The sequence below is a fragment of the Halococcus sp. IIIV-5B genome, assembly GCF_003602035.1.
In the GTDB taxonomy this organism is placed as follows: Archaea; Halobacteriota; Halobacteria; order Halobacteriales; family Halococcaceae; genus Halococcus; species Halococcus salsus.
Map to the genome: position 1 here is coordinate 1 of NZ_QZWE01000046.1, position 17,435 is coordinate 17,435.

Below are 17,435 nucleotides of genomic sequence, written 5' to 3' on the forward strand. Positions count from 1 at the left end.
ACACACGCGCGAGCGGGCCGATGCTCGCGGATGCAGCAGCGAGCGGGCTGGTGAGCGTCGGCTGTGACGTCGAGCGGTTGGGCGCGTTGCCCACACCCGCCGTCCAGTGCTACGCCGAGCAGGAGGGGGTGCCGGCGGTGGTGATCACCGCCTCGCACAACCCGCCGACGGACAACGGGATCAAGCTCGTCGGCCCCGACGGGGTCGAGTTCCCGATCGAGCGCCTCGAACGCGTCGAGGACGTATTGGCGGCCGAGGAGTTCGAGCGCGTTCCGTGGGACGAGACCGGCGACTCGCGTCGGGTCGAGGGTGGGCGGCGGCGCTACGTCGAGGAAGTCGTGGACTCCGTGGCCCGCGACCGGATCGCGGCGGCGGACCTGACGGTGGCGCTCGACCCTGGCCACGGCGCGGGGGCGCTGACGAGCCCGGACATCCTCCGCGCGCTCGGCTGTCGGGTCGTCACCGTCAACGCCCAGCCCGACGGCACGTTTCCGGGTCGGGATCCGGAACCGGTTCCCGAGAACCTCGGAGACCTGCGACGGCTGGTGCGCACCACCGACGCCGATATCGGGATCGCCCACGACGGCGACGCCGACCGTGCGGTGTTCGTCGACGAGCACGGCGAGACGATCACCGGCGACGCGAGCCTCGCGGCGCTCGCGGCGGGCGCGCTCGGGGCCGGCGACAGAACCGTCTCGGCGGTGACGGTCTCCCAGCGGCTCGTGGACGTCGCCGACCGCGCCGACGCCGGCCTCGAACTCACCCCCGTGGGAAGCACCCGTATCATCTCGCGGATCCGCGACCTCCAACACCAAGGGATCTCAGTCCCCGTCGCGGGCGAGGGCAACGGCGGCGTGTTGTTCCCGGAGTACCGACTGGCACGCGACGGGGCGTACACCGCCGCACGATTTCTCGAACTCGTCGCCGAGCGCCCCGCGAGCGCGGTGATCGGCGACGTCGGCGGCTACCACAACCGCCGAACCGCGGTCGAGTACGACGGCGACGCGGAGCGCGAGACCCTGCTCGACGCGGCGGCGACGTACGCCGACGCGAGCCCGGGCGAGCTCGACGCCACCGACGGCTACCGGCTGAACTTCGGGGACGCGTGGGTACTGGTTCGCGAGAGCGGCACCGAACCGAAGATCCGTATCTACGCCGAAGCGCGCGAGAACGACCGGGCCGAGCACCTCGCGACGGACGTTCGGGAGGCGCTCGAAACCGCGGCGGCGAAGTGTTGAGTCAGGGGCCGGGGTGCGCCGCGAGCGCCTCGTCGAGCCGGTCGCGTTCGGCGCGAGCGGTCTCCAGGTCGCTTTCGACCGTGCCCTCGGCGAGTCGGGTTCGTTCGGCTTGCGTGAGGCTTTCACGTGCAGCGGCGGCGCGCCGAAGCCGTTCGTAGCGGTCCGTCTCGCTTGTCTCACGGAGCGAGCGGAGCCGTGCGACCGTCGATTCGGGGGCGAACCGACCGACGACGGCGACCAGTTCGCGGATCCGATAGCGGAGCACCCCGGCGGTCGGCGGCGGCCACGACACCGTGAGCGGCTCGGCATCGAGGCCGTCGAGGTAGCTCCGGTTGACGACGACGTGGCGTCGGAACTCGTCCGGGGTCTCGACGTAGTGGTCGAGCTTCGAGGCCGAGTAGTCCGCGTACTCGGTGAGGGTGGCGAGCGGTTCGGCTCCGACGGGACTCGATTCGACGTAGTTCCGGAGGTCGGTCGGCGGCGGGCGGAACGACACCAGCGGGTAGTGGCGGGTCGTGCCGACGAACTCGAGCACTTGGCGGGCGCTCGCTTCGTGTCGAAACGCGTCGAAGGCCTCGCGAACGCGGTCGTTGTAGGCCTCGATCGGTTCACGGAGGTCGCCAGTCGGCGCGTCGAGGTCGACCGCCGCGAGGTCGGAGAGCCGTTCGAGGTCCGCGACCTCGCGTTCGAGTTCGTCGCGTCGGTTCACCACCCGCCGTCGTGCCTCGCGATAGCGCTCGCGTTCGGCGTCGCGGTCGTCGAGCACGCCCACGAGCTCCTCGACCGGCGCGAGCGCGTCACGGGCGGCGGCGAAGTCGCCCGTCGAGAGTCGTCGTTTGTCGAAACGGTCGTTCGCGGTCTCGAACGCCTCGCGGCGCGGGAGGTCGTCGTCGAGACCCGCGACGAGCGAATCGAACGACTCCCGGAACTCGATGAAGCCCTCGAAGTCGCCGGTCCCCGTGGCCCGGTCCTCGTACTTGTCGAGCAGCGTCGTCGCGCGGTCGTAGGCGTCGGCGACCGCCCGGAGGTCGGCCTCGCCGTGGTCGGTGACCCGCTCGACGGCCGCGTCGTACGCCTCGTGGGCCGCCGTCAGGGTCGTCGTCGGGTCGCGGTGGGTCGTCTCACTCATAGACGGCGTCGGGGTCGAAGACGCGTTCGGCGACCACCTCGCCGTCGAGCGTGCGATAGAAGCAGCTCTCGTAGCCCACGTGGCACGCCCCGCCCTCCTGGTCGACGAGGTAGAGCACGGCGTCGCCGTCGCAGTCGACGCGGATCTCCTCGATATGCTGGACGTGGCCGCTCGATTGGCCCTTCTGCCAGAGTTCGTCGCGGCTCCGCGAGTAGTAGTGACCCAGCCCCGTCTCGCGGGTGCGTTCGATCGCGTCCGCGGAGGCGTGAGCCACCATCAGGACCTCGCGGGTCTCGGCGTCCTGGGCGACCACCGTGAGGAGCCCGTCGGGGCCGAACTCGAGGTCGGGCGTGGTGACCGAATCCGTTCGGCTCATGCTCCGATCTTCGGTCTCGCGCTCATAGGCTTTTTGCGTTCCTGGAGGCCGTTCAGCCGACCGATAAGGGTTTTCGTCCTCGGATCCACCGAGTAGTACATGATACTTCGACGACTGGTCGTCCATCCGACGCGAGACCGGCCGAGCGATGTGGGACGTGGTCAACGCGAGGAACGAGGATGACCGTCGGGGTCGTCCTCCAGAGCTCGACGTCGTTGGCCGTGGTCGGGGTGGCGGTGCTCGCGAGCTTCGGGATGGCGTGGGCGCTCGGTGCGTCCTCGAACTCGCCGCCGTTCGCGCCGGCGGTGGGGGCGAACGCGCTCCCGACGATGCGCGCGGCCTTCTTCATCGGGGTGTTCGCGGCGCTCGGGGCGGTCGCCCAGGGTGGCAGCATCTCGCGAACGGTCGGACAGGACCTCATCGACGGCGTGTCGATCACGCCGCTCGCGGCCGCCGCGGCGCTGTTGACCGCGGCGGCGTTCATCGCGATAGGGGTGAGGACCGGCTACCCGATCCCGGCGGCGTTCGCCACCACCGGTGCGGTCGTCGGGGCGGGGCTGAGCCTCGGCGGTGCCCCGGCGTTCGACACCTACACGCGGCTGGCGTCGTTCTGGGTCGCGGTGCCGTTCGTCTCGGCCACGATCGCCTACGGCACCGCGACCCTCCTCCGGCGGGACGACGTTCCCGAGACGGTCAGCGTCCCGGCGCTCGCGGGGCTCGTGGGGGCGATCCTCGCCAACGTCCGGTTGGCGATCTTCCCCGGTCCCGAGGGTCAGGGCACCCTCGCGGGGTTCGTCTCGCGACGTGTGGGTAGCGGCCCGGAACTTGTCGCGGGCTACGACCTCGTCAGCGTGGTCGTGAGCCTCGCGTTCGGCGCGGTCGTCTTCCTGGCCCTCCGCCGCCGGATGCAGGCGTCGGTCGACGCCGGTATTCGAGGGTTCCTGGTCGGTCTCGGTGCGGTCGTGGCGTTTTCGAGCGGCGGGAGCCAGGTCGGGCTCGCGACGGGGCCGATCGAACCCCTGTTCGACTCGCTCGGCACGCCCGCCGTCCTGCTGCTCGGCCTCGGCGCGGTCGGCATCCTGCTCGGGGCGTGGATGGGCTCGCCGCGACTGCTCCAAGCCGTCGCCCGGGAGTACTCACAGCTCGGCGTCCGGCGGTCGATCGCCGCGCTGATCCCGGGGTTCATCATCGCCCAGGTCGCCATCGCGCTCGGGATCCCGATCTCCTTCAACAACATCATCATCTCCAGCGTGATCGGGAGCGGGCTCGCCGCGGGCTCGGCGGGCACCTCGATGCGGAAGATCGGTTTCACCCTCGTCGCGTGGCTCGTCTCGCTCGTCGGCGCGGGGCTGGTGGGGTACGGGCTCTATCAGCTACTGGCGTTCCTCACCGGCGCGTAGCGACACGGCGAGTTTCCGAGTGGACCGATCCGAGGACCGAGAAGCGGGGATTGCACGCGGACAGTCGCGGAACAGAGCTAAGTCCGCGGGGTCGTGAATCCGAACGATGGCCACCGACGGCGACATTCGAGTCCTGGTCGCGATCGACCTCGTGCTCTCGACGATATTCTCGACCCTCGTGGTCTGGGGGCTCTCGTTCGTCGGGAGTCTCACGTTCTCGTGGGTCACCGTCGGCCTCGCCACTCTCCTGCTCGCGCTCGTGACCTACCTCGCGGTGCTCCGGTAACCCATCCCGAAGGCGCGCCGGACGGGTGAATTTATACCCGCTCGGATGGCGCATCAATTCATGCCCATCGTCGAACGCGACTCCGCCTCGCTCATCACCCACGCGCTCGCGCGCGACACGCTCTCGCGCCTCCGAAGCGTCGAAACCGAACAGGTCGCCTTCCGGAAGGGGCTCGTGAAACTCGGCCGGATCTGTGGCTACGAGGTCATCGACGGCGCGATGGAGACCGAGTACGTCTCGATCACCACACCCCTCGAAGAGACCACCGGCGAGCGCGTGAAGGGTCTCGACGACGTCGTGATCATCAACGTCCTCCGGGCGGCGACGCCGTTCGTCGAGGGCCTGCTGAAGGCCTTCCCGCGGGCGAAACAGGGCGTGATCTCCGCCGGTCGCGACGAAAGTGCCGGAATGAACGACGAGGGCGAGTTCCCGATCACCATCGACTACACCAAGCTGCCCGAGATCACCGAGAAGGACACCGTGATCGTCGCCGACCCGATGCTCGCCACGGGTTCGACGATGTGTACGGTGCTCGACCACGTCCTCTCCGACGCCGACCCCGAGCGCCTCATCGTGCTCTCGGCGGTCAGCGCGCCGCCGGGCCTCCTCCGAGTGGGGGACGCCTACCCCGAGGCCGACCTCCTGACGGTGAGCATCGACGACCACCTCGACGAGAACGGCTTCATCGTTCCCGGCCTCGGCGACGCCGGCGACCGCGCGTTCCGCACCAAGTAATCCGCTTCGACGCACGTCGAACCCCTTGGTTTCGTCTGGAGATACGGCCCGAAGAGCGACTGCGTCGGGCGTTCTCGCCGGCCCGTGTCAGGCGTTTCCACGACGAATTCTTGGGACGAATTCGACCGACGGCGCGGGGGTTGGGGTGCGAATGCTGTGGCGCGTAGGCCGTGTGTTCGGATGGGTGATAGGCGGGTGATGTGGGTAGTGTGGGTGGTGCGGGTGATGGGGTAGCGTGGATAGGGTCGAAGCCGTATCGGACCCACCCTTGCCATCGGGTTCGTCTCCGACGGTATCGAACGGTTTGAATCGATAGCGGTCGTCGTCTCCCTCGTGAACGTGGTCTTCCACCACTCGAACGACGACCCCGAGCTGCACGACCGCGTGACGAACAACGTCGCGAACCTCCTCGACGACGCCACGGTCGAAACGGACGAGGTCGCACTGGTCGCCAACAGCGGCGGGCTCCAGTTGCTCGTCGTGGACTCGCCACAGCGCGAGGCGGTCGAAACCCTCCAGGAGCGAGGCGTCGTCTTCAAGCAGTGTCGGAACACCTTCGCCGGGACCGAGGTCGGTGAGAACGACCTCATCGACGGCGTCGAGGTGGTTCCGTCGGGCGTTGGCGAGCTCGCACGTCTTCAGGAAGCGGGCTACGCCTACCTCACGCCCTGATCAGAGGAAGAGCGCCGGGACCGTCTTCCGGAGGATGTTGAGCGCGATCACGACGAGCAGCGCGACCACGAACCAGTTGAACTTGGTCTCGTCGACCTCCAATCGGCGGAGGTAGGTGCCGAGGAGGAGGCCGACGATGGTGACGACAGCGATGGCACAGCCGAGCCAGAGCCGATAGGGCGTCATCAGTCCATCGAAGAGCATCACGACGATCCGAACGGTGAAGATCGTCCCGAGCACCATCGAGAGACCCCCGATGTAGCGTTCGGTGTCGCGCTCGAAGGTGTGGAAGTAGGCGGGGAGGAGCGGACCGAGGTTCGAGACGGCGAGCAGGAACCCCTCCAACGCGCCGGCGGTCCCGAGCGCGACCGGGTGGTGGGCCTCCTCGACTTTGAGGAAGCCGCCGAAGATCTCGAAGAGTGCGTAGCCGAGGATGACCAGCGCGATGACGAACGGGACGATCGGGCCGGCGCTGTAGGTGCTGAGGGCGATCACGCCGACTATCGCGCCGAGCACCGCGAGCACCATCAGCACCCACTCCTCGCGGACGAAGTCGAGGCCGGTGTCGGTCTCGCCGACCTGGAAGACGTTGATCATCCACGGCGGGATGGCGAGCACGACGACCGCGAGGGTGGGGTCGACGACGCTCGCGAAGACGGGGGTCGCGATCAGCGCGTACCCGAACCCGAGCATCCCCTTGATCGCGCCTGCAGCGATCGCGACCACGAGGAAGAGCACCAGGAGACCGGGCGAGACGTCCGCCTGGATCCCTTGGGTGACGTTCTCCACCCCGGGGAAGAACACGACCGCCCCCGCGAGAACCGCGAGGGTCGCGAGCGTCATCGTGACCTCGCGGTACCGCAGCGCGGTGAGGTTCTTCAGGAACTGTTCGACGTCGACGGTTGATCCGGTGGTAGCCATTTGGTGAATCACTCAGGTGAACCGGCGACCGTGCCGGCGTGCCGCACTGGTGTCCGATAGGGTTCGGAGAGGGATAATGCGGGCGTCGTCGGTGAGGCCTGCAGCTATGCGTTTCGTCGGCGATCGACGGTATCCAGTGGCTGCCGGTGGGTTGGGGTCCGAAGCGGTCGTTCGGCCGGAACACATGCGTCGTAAAACGAGACAAAGATCGCCGGTTCGTGGTCGTCGCTCGCGACGTGAGTGGCTGAGAGGAGTACGCCCCCTTCTGTTCGTCCCGGCATTCGGCTGTGCGTCCGCGCCCCTGCTGGGCTACCGTGCGGCGTGTGCCGCGTGGCGCGGACTTGCACCGGCGAGGTTTCGCCGTTCCATCCGTTCTCCACCGTCGGCGGCGTTAGACGCCGCACAACCCTCGGTTGGTCAACTCCCCGTTGCTTTCTCGGGCTTGAGCCCTTCTGCGCGGGGTTCGCGAGCAGGAGGGATATCCTCCCGCACCTCATCGGTCGAGTGGAGGGGTCTCGTTGCTGTTCCAGAGCCGACGGTCTCCCGCCCCGGGGTCGCCCCGGTCGCCTGCCCGGCGGTGGGGGGACGTTCCTCGCGTGCGGGCCGGCGCGACGAATCCGCGCCGGCCCACCGCGGTGGCCGGGCTCTCTCTGCCAGTTGAGGATTCTCGGCGGGCGAGTAAAACCGTTCGGACGTCGGTCGCCGACCCCGAGGGGCCAGAGCGGACAATTAATTGATAACGGAGAGATCCAAACCCGGTCCAATGGACGACGGGATCGACTTCGTGCTGGTGACTCTCCGGACACTCAGTGGACTTTTCGCCGTGCTGGCGATGATCGTCGGCAACGGCGGACAGCGCCTGACGATAGCCATCGCCGGGGTCGTCGTGCTCGTCGCTTCGGTGCTCGGATTCGCCGGGGTGCGTCGGATTTCGAGGTCCCGTATCGGCTGGCTCGTCGTACTGCTCCTCCTTGTCGTTCTAATCGTGGACGGAATCCTTCATCCAGCCGTTCCGCCGGTTGGGATCCCGACCGGGAGATAGAGCCACAGTCATCCATCCAGAATCCCGTGAGGTCGGTATCTCAGAGCACGTTCGTCATGGAAACCACCGACCCGCCGACGCTCAAGAGCAGTGCCACCGCGACCGGAATTCCGACGACCACGACCGCCCGGCGCAGCGAGAGATGGTGGGTTCGCCGCATTCCGAACAGCCAGATGACCGCCTGCCAGAGCGTGAACACGAGGCTGAAAACGGTCAGTAGGAGCATCGAGTGGCCCGAGGTGATCGCCCTGACCCCGCTGAGGAGGGCGAAGGTCGCGACACCGTTGCCGCCGCCGTAGGCGAGGTATCGCATAACGGGATCGAGGAGCCCCACGAAGACGACCGGAACGAACCCCCACGCCGTGACCTTGAACGTGGTGTCGAGCGAGCCGTTTCCACCGAGAACGGACGACAGGAGGTGGAACGCGCCAGTATAGAGGCCACACCGGAGGAGCACCCACCCGAACGCGAGCGGTGCGTTGAACAGGATACTGAGAACGACGAACGGACCGGTACCCAGCCCGCTGTCCGGCATAGAGAGAAACAACACGAGCGTCGAGAAGACCGACGCGAGCCCCGCGAGGATCAACACCAGAACCGGCTGAAGCGGCGAGAGCTCGTCGCGCTCCCGGAAGAAGCGGTCGGGGTCGAAAAACACGGTCCGGACCATGTAACGGGCACACGTCGCCGTTTGTTATAGATTGCTATTGGCTTCGAAATTAAGTCCGATCACGAAGGGACCGTGAACGATTAGTCCATCCCGAACCCAACGAGTTCCGCGTCCTCTCTCGCCCGGTCGGCCGCCGCGTCGAGGTCGAACTCCCGGACGACCTCACCGTCGCGGATCAGCGGTTCCAACAGCGGTTCGCCCTCGGTATCGTGGTCGGCGAGCGCGACGTGGTGGCCGCCGTCGGCCGTGCGGTAAACCTGCTTCCTTCCCGAGAGCTTCCCGCGTTTCGACACGGGTTCACCATCGATCTCGACGATATCGAGCGCGAAGTCGACGGGGTCGGCGTTCGAGACGTAGCTCCCGACGCCGAAGCCGTCCGCGACGTCCCGGAGGTCCCGAAGCGTCTCGGGACCGAGCCCGCCGCTGGCGAAGAGGCCGACGTCCTCGCGGCCCCGCGCGTCGATCTCCCAGCGCACCTCGCGCAGGATGTGCCGGAAGTCGCCGCGGCGCGAGCCCGTGGTGTCGATACGGACGCTGTCGAGGTCGTCGCCGAGCGCCTCGGCCGCTCGAAGGGTCTCGTCGACCTCGTCGGTGTAGGTGTCACACAGCGCGATCCGCGGGACGGACTCGGGTGCGGCCTCGTCGAAGGCGACCCACGCGTCCTCCTGATTTCCCTTCCCGAAACAGATCACGAGCGCGTGGGGCATCGTGCCGCTGGCCTCCCGGTCGAGGAGGTCGCCCGCGGCGACGTGCGAGAAGCCGTCGAAACCCGCCACCAGCGCGCTCCGCTCGACGACCGCCGCGATCGAGGGATGGACGTGGCGCGCGCCGAAGCTCAACAGCGATGAATCGGGGGCGGCCAGCCGCGCCTGGAGCGCGCTCGTCGCCATTCCGGAGGGGTGTGAGAGAAACCCCAAGAGCGCGGTTTCGAACCGAGCGAACTCGAGGTACGGACCCTCGATCCGGAGCACCGGTCCGCCGTCGAACAGCTGCCCCTCGCGGAGGGCGTCGACGTCGACAGCTAGCCCACGAAGGAGGTGGGCGGCGTCCTCGATCCCGGCGAAGACCTCGAACTCTCCAGTCGAGAACTGGTCGGCGGTGACCTCGGCGACGACTCGTGGATTCTTCCCGACGTGGTTGAGCGTCTCGACGGTCCGTTCGAAGTAGGCGTCGGTGGCGCGGCCCTCGCGGATGACGGCGGGCGAGACGATATCGAACTCGGGGTCGGACATGTACGACCTCCTCGGGGAGGGTGGAAAAGGTATTCGTCGGCAAGGCGGTGGGCTCGGCCGTCGAAGTCGGTCGGGACGGTCGGCCGTCGCCGAACGCCCGTGACGACCGAGAGCCGGACTGATAACTGAGAGCATAGCGCATCAATATGCACTAATTCGGCACTATCGAGTTATGCCGTCTCGACACCGATCAGCCCCGACTATGTCCAAGGCAGGTCCACCGCCGGGGGGTGAGTCGCCGACCGAACTTTCGGCCGAAACACTGGAAGCGTTCGCGGAGGGGTTTCGTGGTGAACTGCTCGGTCCAGAGACGGCGGGCTACGACGAAGCCCGCCAAGTCTGGAACGGAATGGTCAACAAGTACCCCGGGGTCATCGCCCGGTGTACGGGCGTCGCCGACGTCGTCGCGGCGGTGACCGTCGCCCGGGAGCACGACCTCGTCGTCGCGGTCCGCGGCGGCGGGCACAACGTCGCGGGGAGCGCGCTCTGTGACGGCGGTATCGTCATCGACCTCTCCGGGATGAACGGCGTCCACGTCGACCCGGCGGCACGGACGGTTCGCGCCGCCGGTGGCGCGACGCTCGGGGACGTCGACCGGGAGACGCAGCTCTTCGGGCTGGCGACGCCGCTGGGGGTCGTCTCGGCCACCGGGATCGCCGGGCTGACGCTCAACGGCGGCATCGGCCACCTCCGGCGGAAGTGGGGGCTAGCGTGCGACAACCTCGAATCCGTCGAGGTGGTGACGGCCGACGGCGTGGTGCGAACCGCCAGCCGGGCGGAGAACCCGGAGCTGTTCTGGGCGGTTCGTGGCGGCGGCGGGGGCGTCGGTGTCGTCACCTCGTTCGAGTACCGGCTCCACGAGGTCGGCCCCGAGGTGTTCGGCCTCTTCGTGGTCCACCACGGCGACCACGCGACCGAAGCCATGCACGCGTTCCGCGAGTACAGCGCCTCGGCCACCGAGGACGCCAGCGTGCTCGCGTTCACCCTGTTCGTCCCCGAGATCGAGGAGTTCTCGGAGGCGGCATGGGGCGAGCCGGCGGTCGGGTTCATCGGCTGTCACCTCGGGACGACCGAGGCGGCCGAGAGCGAATTCGACCCCCTGCGAACGGTCGCCGAGCCGGTCGCCGACTTCAGCGACCAGATGCCGTACACGGAGCTCCAGACCCTGCTCGACGAGGACTACCCGGACGGTCGGCGGTACTACTGGAAGGCGACCTACGTCGAGGAGCTCACCGACGAGATCCTCGACCTCGTCGTTCGTCGCGAGGAGGCGAGCCCGTCCGACCTCTCGACGATCGACCTCTGGCAGCTCGGCGGCGCGATCGACGACCCCGCTCGGGACGAGACCGCCTTCTGGCACCGTGAGAACGCCTACATGCTCACCTTCGAGGCCAACTGGGACGACCCGGCGACCAACGACGCGAACGTCGCGTGGGCCCGTGACGGGATCGCCGAGGTACGGGAGATGGGGGTCGCGGGCGGCACCTACGGCAACTTCCCCGGGTTCGAGGAGGACCCGGCGACGGCACAGTTCGGCGGCAACGAGGAACGGCTGGCCGCGGTGAAAGCCGAGCACGACCCGACGAACCTGTTCGGGTGACCGGGCGCGCTCGTAGCGGTTCCTAGCCGTGTCGTAATCGGCAGGAGGGACGAGAACGGTGAAACGTCCAGCTCAGCCGCCCGCGTGAACGTCGTCGAGGTCGCCGGTCTCGGGTGCGTTGACGATGGTGACGGTGTTCCCATTCCGCGTGATCCGGAAGGCGTCGCTGTAGGGGCTGTCGTCACGGACCACCCAGACGTCCCCGCTTCCCGGTTCGGGCTCGCCGCCCCAGTGCGAGAGGAGGTCGTGGTAGCCGTCGACGAACTCGCGGGCCTCGGCGGGCGAATCCCACGCGAGCTTCCAGACGTAGCCAGTCTCGTTGCCCTTCCGATAGACCGCCATCCGGTCGCCGTCCCAGCCGTTGGTGTAGTTGAAGCCGTAGTTGAACGGGTCGCTGGTGTTGACGCTCCCGGCTTCGAGGTTGAGGAACGCTCCCGGTGCGACGACCGAGGAGTCGTTGTAGTCGTCGTAGAGCGTCGCGCCGAAGGTCGCCGCGAGCGCCGACTGGCCGAGCACGGCGTAATCGGGCCGGCCCGGCGGGCGCACCCGCTCCCAGCCGTTCGCGGTACTGTTCGCGACCGTGAGGTTGGTTGGGGGGTCGGAGCCGTATTTCTCGGGGTGGATGACCTGCTCGGCGCTCGCCGGGAGGTCGTCGTAGGCCGCGTTCACGCGGTCCCAGCCACCGTGCGAACGGAGATAGCTGACGAACGCGGGGCCGTCGGCGTACGGGAAGTACGAGAGGATGTAGACCCCGAGGTCGAGGCTACTGGTGCTGTCGCCGTCCCCGCCGCTGGCGGTGCCGGCGCTCCCGGCCGCGGCCTCGGTGCACTGCCACTCGGCCTCACAGGCCGCGTCGTACTGGTCCTCGATGTAGTTGGCGTCGCCTTCGACCAGCCCGTTCCGGGCGTTGTAAGCGTCGCGAGTCGCGGGGTTCGACGACGAGAGGTCGAAGTGCTGGTCCTGGAGCGCGTGGGTCAGCTCGTGGGCCAGCGTCGAGGGGTCGACGTCGGGGGTGGCCGTCGGCGAGACCACCACGATCGAGTCGTTTGCCGGGCTGTAGTAGCCGAGGACGTTCTGGCCGCGGTTCGACTGCTGGACTGCGAGCGAGTTGCGGTCCTCGCCGACCAGGAACATCCCTTCGAACTTCGCGTTGTCGAACGTCCGGAAGGCCGCCGACCGACTCCCGCCGTCGCCGGTCGACCGACTGTAGTCGGCACGGGAGATGACCTCCACCGGCACCGACTGGCTGAACTCGAGCCCCCGGATCCGCTCGACCCGCGCCATCGTGACGTTGACGAGCGCGGCGCGCTCGCTGGCGTTGTAGCCGTCGCCGGTCGTGACCGCTATCGATTCGTTGTACCAGTAGCCGCCCTCCCACCCGAGCGCGTCGTTCGCGGGGTCCGGGGGGATCGTGCCCGCACTGGCCGCGTCCGTGTCGTCGCCGGGAGTGCTCCCCCCGCCCGTCGTTCCGCCTCCCTCCGTCATCCCGCTCGAACCCGAGGTGGGAGCGGAGGCGTTGGGACCGCTACCGAGAAACGGGACGCTACAGCCGGCGAGAACGACCAGCGCGACCACGGAAAGAACGGCGACGGCTCGCATACGATGGCGATGTGACCCGCGGGCAAAAAACGTCCGACTGCGGCGACGGGCGGGAACGCCCCGAACCGGCGCGAAAAGAGCTTTGTCCGCGTCGTGGGTAGCGAACCCATGGAGTTCGACCCCGACCGGACCGCCGTCGTCGTCGTGGACATGCAAAACGGGTTCTGTCACCCGGAGGGGAGCCTCTCCGCCCCCGCCAGCGAGGATGTGATCGATCCTATCGCCGATCTCGTCACGGACGCCCGGGCGGCGGGTGCGAGGACGGTGTTCACGCGCGACGTCCATCCACCGGAGCAGTTCGCGGGGAACCACTACTACGACGAGTTCGAGCGCTGGGGCGAGCACGTCGTCGAAGGGTCGTGGGAAGCCGAGGTCGTCGACGAACTCGATGGCAAGGCCGACCACGTTGTCGAGAAGCACACCTACGACGCCTTCCACGACACCGAACTGGAGGGGTGGCTGCGGGCGCGCGGGGTCGACGACCTCCTCATCTGTGGAACGCTCGCGAACGTCTGCGTGCTCCACACCGCGGGCAGCGCCGGCCTCCGGGATTTCAGACCCGTCCTCGTCCCGGACGCCATCGGGGCCATCGAGGACGCCCACCACGAGTACGCGCTCGACCACGCCGACTGGCTGTTCGGGGAAGTCACAGAACGCGCCGATATCACGTTCGGAAGCGAACAGTAACGTCGAAAATCCCCTTCTTAAATTCGTAAATAGGTAGTTATTTACCGTACTCCGAAATAGATACGGTATTCGGCGTCGGTTGTCGGGACGAATGTCCGTCGAGACCGCCGTCCACGACCCCACGGACCGTATCGGGTTCGTACCCACGGATACCGATGCCCGTTCGCGCGAGTCCACCACGTTGCTGGTCCGCCCGGACCACTTCGGGGTGAGCTACCGTATCAACCCCTACATGCGTCCCGAGGCCGGAGCCGACGCCGCACGGGCACGCGAGCAGTGGGACGACCTCCGCGGGGTCTACAACGACCTCCCGGCACGGACCACGGTGCTCGACCCGGACGAGGCCGTGGCGGGTGCACGCGACCGATGTCCGGCGGTCCAAGGTCCGACGCAGCTTCCCGACATGGTGTTCTGTGCGAACCACGGGCTCGCGCTCCCCGACGAGCGCGGGGTCGTGCTCTCGCGGATGGCGACCAGCGAGCGCGCCGACGAGGTCGACTACTTCGCGGCGTGGTGTGAGGACCAGGACTACACCGTCCACACCGTCGAGAGCGGCCCGTTCGAGGGCACCGGCGACGCGATCTGGCATCCCGGTCGACGGCTGCTCTGGGGTGGCTACGGTATCCGAACCAGCAGAGCGGTCTACGACGAGCTCGCCGATCTCCTCGGAGTCCCGGTACTCGGGCTCGAACTCGTCGACAAACGTTACTACCACCTCGACGTCTGTTTCGCACCGCTCGATCAATCCACGGTCCTCGTCGAGCCGGCGGCGTTCACCGACGCGAGCCGCGAGCGTATCGAGGGCTGTTTCGACCGGGTGATCGAGGCCGGACCGGGCGAGTCCGAGAGCGGGCTGGCCTGCAACTGTCACCCCATCGACGGCGAACACGTCGTGATGGGCGCGGGCAATCCCGAGACCGCCGCGCGGGTCGCGGACGCGGGGTTCGAGGTTCACGAGGTTCCGACGGACGAGTTCCAGAAGGCGGGTGGGTCGGTGCGGTGTCTCACGCTCTCGCTCGGGTAAGACCTACCGAAATAGCCGGTAGGCACCCTGGCCCGTCGCCACGGGTTTGGACTCGCCGTCGGGGGCCTCGCTCTCGACGGTCACCGTGGAGACGCCGACGCTCGACCCCGCTCTGACGACCTCCGCGGTCGCGGTGAGGTCGCCGCCGGCGGGGCGGAGATAGTTGACGTTGAGGTTGATGGTCGCCACGCCGCCGTTGAGCGGGTCGTCGAGGTGCGGGCGGAGGGCGACCCCACCCGCCGTGTCGATCAGCGTCGCGGCGATGCCGCCGTGGACCTGGGCCGGGTCGTCGCCGTCGCCCGGCCGGGAGTTCGAGAGCTTCTCGTCGAACGGGACCGACAGCACGAGCGTGTCGCGGGTCATCGACTCCACGGTCGTCCCGAGCCACGAGAGGTAGCCGTGGTCGGCGATGAACTCCTGGAGCAGGTCGGTCATTTCATCGGGGACGTCGGCGTCGGTCATATCCCACCCTGACCGGCGAGCGATTTGTAGCCACCGATGACCGCAAGCGACACCGTGAGGCGTGGCCGGAGTCGAGGGTCGGCATGTCCGATGGTCCGGAGTACGACATCGACTTCCGCGAGCACCCGGAGAAGTACGAGGTCGGCCGCGGCGAGGAGGGCGTGTTCAAGGTCGAACCGTACAAGGGCGAACTCCTCGACCGGTGGGGCTACGCCGACCGCGAAACCGCCGACGAGGGCGGGGAAGCGATCTACGCGAAGTATCGGGAGTATCGCGACGAAGGCGACTTTCCGGGGATGGACATGGCGCGGAAATATTTGCAGATGGGCTACACCCGGGCGATGCGCTACGCGCGCTATCCTGGTGGGCAGAAGTACGTAGATGGGGAAGAACGCGACCCCGAGAAGTGGGTCGACCACGACAAACGCGAGGCCGCGCTGGTCTACGCGGTCTGGTGGGAGCGAGTGGAGAACGACGAAGTGTATCAGCGGGCGAAATCCGAGCATCGGGAGCGTGAGTGAGTCGGTGAGTTAGATCGACACTCGGGAAACGACGTAGCTCGTAGCGATTTGACCGCACTCACCCGACATATCGCACTCGTACGATATACCGTACTCACCTGACACACCACACTCGCACGATATACCGCACTCACCCGACGCAAGTGAGAACCGCAGACTGCACCGCTCCGCGACAACCACGAGCCTCCCCAACCGACTGCGCTCCTCGCTCGTTCGCTTCACTCACTCGCTCCGGTGCTCATCCCTCGCACAGTGTCCGCTGTCGCGGGTTCACATCCGTTCACCCGCGACCGCGAGCGCGCGCCACAGCATCCGAACCGCCACAGCATCCACACCGCCTCCGCACCGCAGCCGGCGTCAGCCCAGCCGAATCGGGTCGTCCGTGGGGCGGAGGTCGACCTCGATACGGTCGCCGACGGCGAATCCGTGGCCGGGACGGACGAGCTTCGCGCCGAAGGCGGGGTCACGGGCACAGCAAAACGAGAGGCCCGTAATCGGGTCGTCGTTCGCACGGATTTCGATGTCGTCCCAGGCCACGGTGCGCCCATCGGCCTGACCCACTCGCTGGCCGAACAGCGAGACCGCTCCCCCACCTCCGCCGAGCGCGCCGCCGCCCGCGTAGTGGACGAGCCCACCGTCGAGCACCCGTCCCTCGTCGCTCGCGATGCCGACGAACCGCTCGCCCGGCGCGGGGTGGGCTGGCGCGTCGAGAATCGCGTAGGTCTCGCCCGTCTCGACCACACGGCCCGACCCGTCCCAGTCGAGCCCCTCGACCTCGACCTCGGGGTCGAGCGCCAGCGACCCGCTCGCCCGGTAGGGGTTCTCGTCGGGAGCCCGGAGTTCGAGGTGGACGTGGTTGTCGACCCACGGCGCGAAGAAGCCCGCGCGGACGAGGCTCCCGAGCGGGTCGCCGACCTCGATGGAGTCGCCGGATTCGACGTCCGGCTCGACGTGGAGGATTCGCGCGACGTGCGCACCGGTGTCGACGAGAATGAGGTGATCGTGGTTGGGCGCGTAGGGTTTCGGCGGTGCGCGTACGGTCCGGGTTTCGAGCACCTCGCCAGCGACGGGTGAGGGTGCGAGAGAGGAGTTCTCGGCTGGGCCGAGCCCCGAGTCGGGATAGAGGTCGACCGCGTGCCCGCGCCCGTGGGCGGTGTACGGCGAGTTGTAGAGCGAGAAGCGCTGGTACCGCGAGAGGGCATCGACACCGAGTGGGACGGCCATCGACGATCGAAGGACCCGCGGGCGTTTAGCCCTCCCGTCCCTACGAGACCCATGCGAATCGTTGAGGGCCGAGCCGAGGACATCGACGCCGACAGGGCCCGAACCCGGGAGCTGTTCGAGCACACCGAGCGGACCGGCGAGCCAGCGGTCCGGGTCTGGACACCCCACCGTCAGGTCGCCTTCGGCCGGCGCGACACGCGGGAGAACGGCTACGATGCCGCGAAACGCGCCGCCGCGGACCACGACTTTCCGGTCGTCGAACGAGCGGTCGGCGGCCGTGCGGTAGCCTACACCGGAACCACGGTGGCCTTCGCGCGCGCCGAACCCGCCGACGACGGCATCACCGAACGCTACGACCGCGCGACGGCCGACCTCCGGACCGCGTTCGAACACCTCGGGGTCGACGCCCGTCCCGGCGAACCACCCGACTCGTTCTGTCCGGGGTCGCACTCACTCCAGGCCGACGGAAAGATCGCGGGCCTCGCCCAGCGCGTCACCGGCGACGCCGCACTCGTGGCGGGCATCGTCCTCACTCGCGATGCCGAGGAGATAGCGGCCGTGCTCGACCCCATCTACGCCGTGCTCGACGTCCCGTTCGACCCGAAATCGGTGGGGAG

General features: G+C 68.1%; 19 protein-coding genes and 1 other RNA gene. 11 read left to right on the forward strand and 9 right to left on the reverse strand.

What is annotated here, in order from left to right; genetic code table 11:
* Positions 1–1,238, forward strand: a 1,238-nt coding sequence (gene glmM, locus D3261_RS18460) for a phosphoglucosamine mutase (RefSeq protein WP_120074928.1), incomplete at its 5' end; no start/stop codon positions are given.
* A 1-nt stretch (position 1,239) separates the two neighbouring features.
* On the opposite strand, the gene D3261_RS18465 is transcribed toward glmM, so the two are convergent.
* Positions 1,240–2,367 carry a hypothetical protein gene (locus D3261_RS18465; protein WP_120074930.1) on the reverse strand — a complete coding sequence of 376 codons (1,128 nt, stop codon included), beginning with the start codon at positions 2,365–2,367 and terminating at the stop codon, positions 1,240–1,242.
* Positions 2,360–2,743 carry a phosphoribosyl-AMP cyclohydrolase gene (hisI, locus tag D3261_RS18470; RefSeq protein ID WP_120074932.1) on the reverse strand — a complete coding sequence of 128 codons (384 nt, stop codon included), beginning with the start codon at positions 2,741–2,743 and terminating at the stop codon, positions 2,360–2,362. The genes D3261_RS18465 and hisI overlap by 8 nt, the downstream gene beginning before the upstream one ends.
* A gap of 179 nt (positions 2,744–2,922) precedes the next feature.
* Between hisI and D3261_RS18475 the strand changes: the two genes are divergently transcribed.
* From D3261_RS18475 to D3261_RS18490, 4 genes are all read left to right on the forward strand, one after another.
* Entirely contained in the window at positions 2,923–4,143 is a 1,221-nt protein-coding gene (locus D3261_RS18475; RefSeq protein ID WP_233554037.1) for an inorganic phosphate transporter, read from the forward strand.
* Positions 4,144–4,249: 106 nt separating this feature from the next.
* Positions 4,250–4,429 carry a hypothetical protein gene (locus D3261_RS18480; RefSeq protein ID WP_120074934.1) on the forward strand — a complete coding sequence of 60 codons (180 nt, stop codon included), beginning with the start codon at positions 4,250–4,252 and terminating at the stop codon, positions 4,427–4,429.
* 60 nt (positions 4,430–4,489) lie between these two features.
* Positions 4,490–5,164, forward strand: a complete 675-nt coding sequence (upp, locus tag D3261_RS18485; protein ID WP_120074936.1) for a uracil phosphoribosyltransferase — start codon at positions 4,490–4,492, stop codon at positions 5,162–5,164.
* Between the two features lie 333 nt (positions 5,165–5,497).
* A complete protein-coding gene (locus D3261_RS18490; RefSeq protein ID WP_120074938.1) occupies positions 5,498–5,836 on the forward strand; it encodes a DsrE family protein in 339 nt (112 codons plus the stop codon).
* Here D3261_RS18490 and D3261_RS18495 read toward each other — a convergent pair whose 3' ends face one another.
* Positions 5,837–6,757, reverse strand: coding sequence for a sulfite exporter TauE/SafE family protein (locus D3261_RS18495; RefSeq protein ID WP_120074940.1), 921 nt, complete (start codon positions 6,755–6,757; stop codon positions 5,837–5,839).
* A gap of 242 nt (positions 6,758–6,999) precedes the next feature.
* An RNA gene (gene rnpB / locus D3261_RS18500) (RNase P RNA component) lies at positions 7,000–7,412 on the reverse strand.
* Between the two features lie 108 nt (positions 7,413–7,520).
* Between rnpB and D3261_RS18505 the strand changes: the two genes are divergently transcribed.
* Positions 7,521–7,799: a hypothetical protein gene (locus D3261_RS18505; protein WP_120074942.1), complete on the forward strand. Its 279-nt coding sequence runs from the start codon at positions 7,521–7,523 to the stop codon at positions 7,797–7,799.
* A 40-nt stretch (positions 7,800–7,839) separates the two neighbouring features.
* Here the strand turns inward: D3261_RS18505 and D3261_RS18510 are convergent, their stop codons facing one another.
* Positions 7,840–8,469 carry a Yip1 family protein gene (locus D3261_RS18510; RefSeq protein ID WP_120074944.1) on the reverse strand — a complete coding sequence of 210 codons (630 nt, stop codon included), beginning with the start codon at positions 8,467–8,469 and terminating at the stop codon, positions 7,840–7,842.
* Between the two features lie 80 nt (positions 8,470–8,549).
* Positions 8,550–9,701: a nicotinate phosphoribosyltransferase gene (locus D3261_RS18515; protein ID WP_120074946.1), complete on the reverse strand. Its 1,152-nt coding sequence runs from the start codon at positions 9,699–9,701 to the stop codon at positions 8,550–8,552.
* 202 nt (positions 9,702–9,903) lie between these two features.
* Here D3261_RS18515 and D3261_RS18520 point away from each other — a divergent pair, with 202 nt between their 5' ends.
* Complete coding sequence (locus D3261_RS18520; protein WP_120074947.1) at positions 9,904–11,301, forward strand: FAD-binding oxidoreductase; 1,398 nt, start codon at positions 9,904–9,906, stop codon at positions 11,299–11,301.
* Positions 11,302–11,373: 72 nt separating this feature from the next.
* Here D3261_RS18520 and D3261_RS18525 read toward each other — a convergent pair whose 3' ends face one another.
* Positions 11,374–12,900 carry an Hvo_1808 family surface protein gene (locus D3261_RS18525; protein WP_120074949.1) on the reverse strand — a complete coding sequence of 509 codons (1,527 nt, stop codon included), beginning with the start codon at positions 12,898–12,900 and terminating at the stop codon, positions 11,374–11,376.
* Positions 12,901–13,008: 108 nt separating this feature from the next.
* On the opposite strand from D3261_RS18525, the gene D3261_RS18530 reads away from it, so the two are divergent.
* Together D3261_RS18530 and D3261_RS18535 are read left to right on the forward strand one after the other, a co-directional pair.
* On the forward strand, positions 13,009–13,587 hold the full coding sequence (locus tag D3261_RS18530) for a cysteine hydrolase family protein (RefSeq protein WP_120074951.1): 579 nt from the start codon (positions 13,009–13,011) through the stop codon (positions 13,585–13,587).
* A 91-nt stretch (positions 13,588–13,678) separates the two neighbouring features.
* Entirely contained in the window at positions 13,679–14,611 is a 933-nt protein-coding gene (locus D3261_RS18535) for a dimethylarginine dimethylaminohydrolase family protein (RefSeq protein WP_120074953.1), read from the forward strand.
* A gap of 3 nt (positions 14,612–14,614) precedes the next feature.
* On the opposite strand, the gene D3261_RS18540 is transcribed toward D3261_RS18535, so the two are convergent.
* Positions 14,615–15,073, reverse strand: coding sequence for a PaaI family thioesterase (locus D3261_RS18540; protein ID WP_120074955.1), 459 nt, complete (start codon positions 15,071–15,073; stop codon positions 14,615–14,617).
* Between the two features lie 83 nt (positions 15,074–15,156).
* Here D3261_RS18540 and D3261_RS18545 point away from each other — a divergent pair, with 83 nt between their 5' ends.
* Positions 15,157–15,594, forward strand: coding sequence for a DUF4385 family protein (locus D3261_RS18545; RefSeq protein WP_120074957.1), 438 nt, complete (start codon positions 15,157–15,159; stop codon positions 15,592–15,594).
* A gap of 357 nt (positions 15,595–15,951) precedes the next feature.
* On the opposite strand, the gene D3261_RS18550 is transcribed toward D3261_RS18545, so the two are convergent.
* Positions 15,952–16,818, reverse strand: a complete 867-nt coding sequence (locus tag D3261_RS18550; RefSeq protein ID WP_120074959.1) for a hypothetical protein — start codon at positions 16,816–16,818, stop codon at positions 15,952–15,954.
* Between the two features lie 51 nt (positions 16,819–16,869).
* Between D3261_RS18550 and D3261_RS18555 the strand changes: the two genes are divergently transcribed.
* Positions 16,870–17,435 (forward strand): lipoate--protein ligase family protein (locus D3261_RS18555; RefSeq protein ID WP_147464999.1); only part of this gene is annotated, 566 nt, incomplete at its 3' end.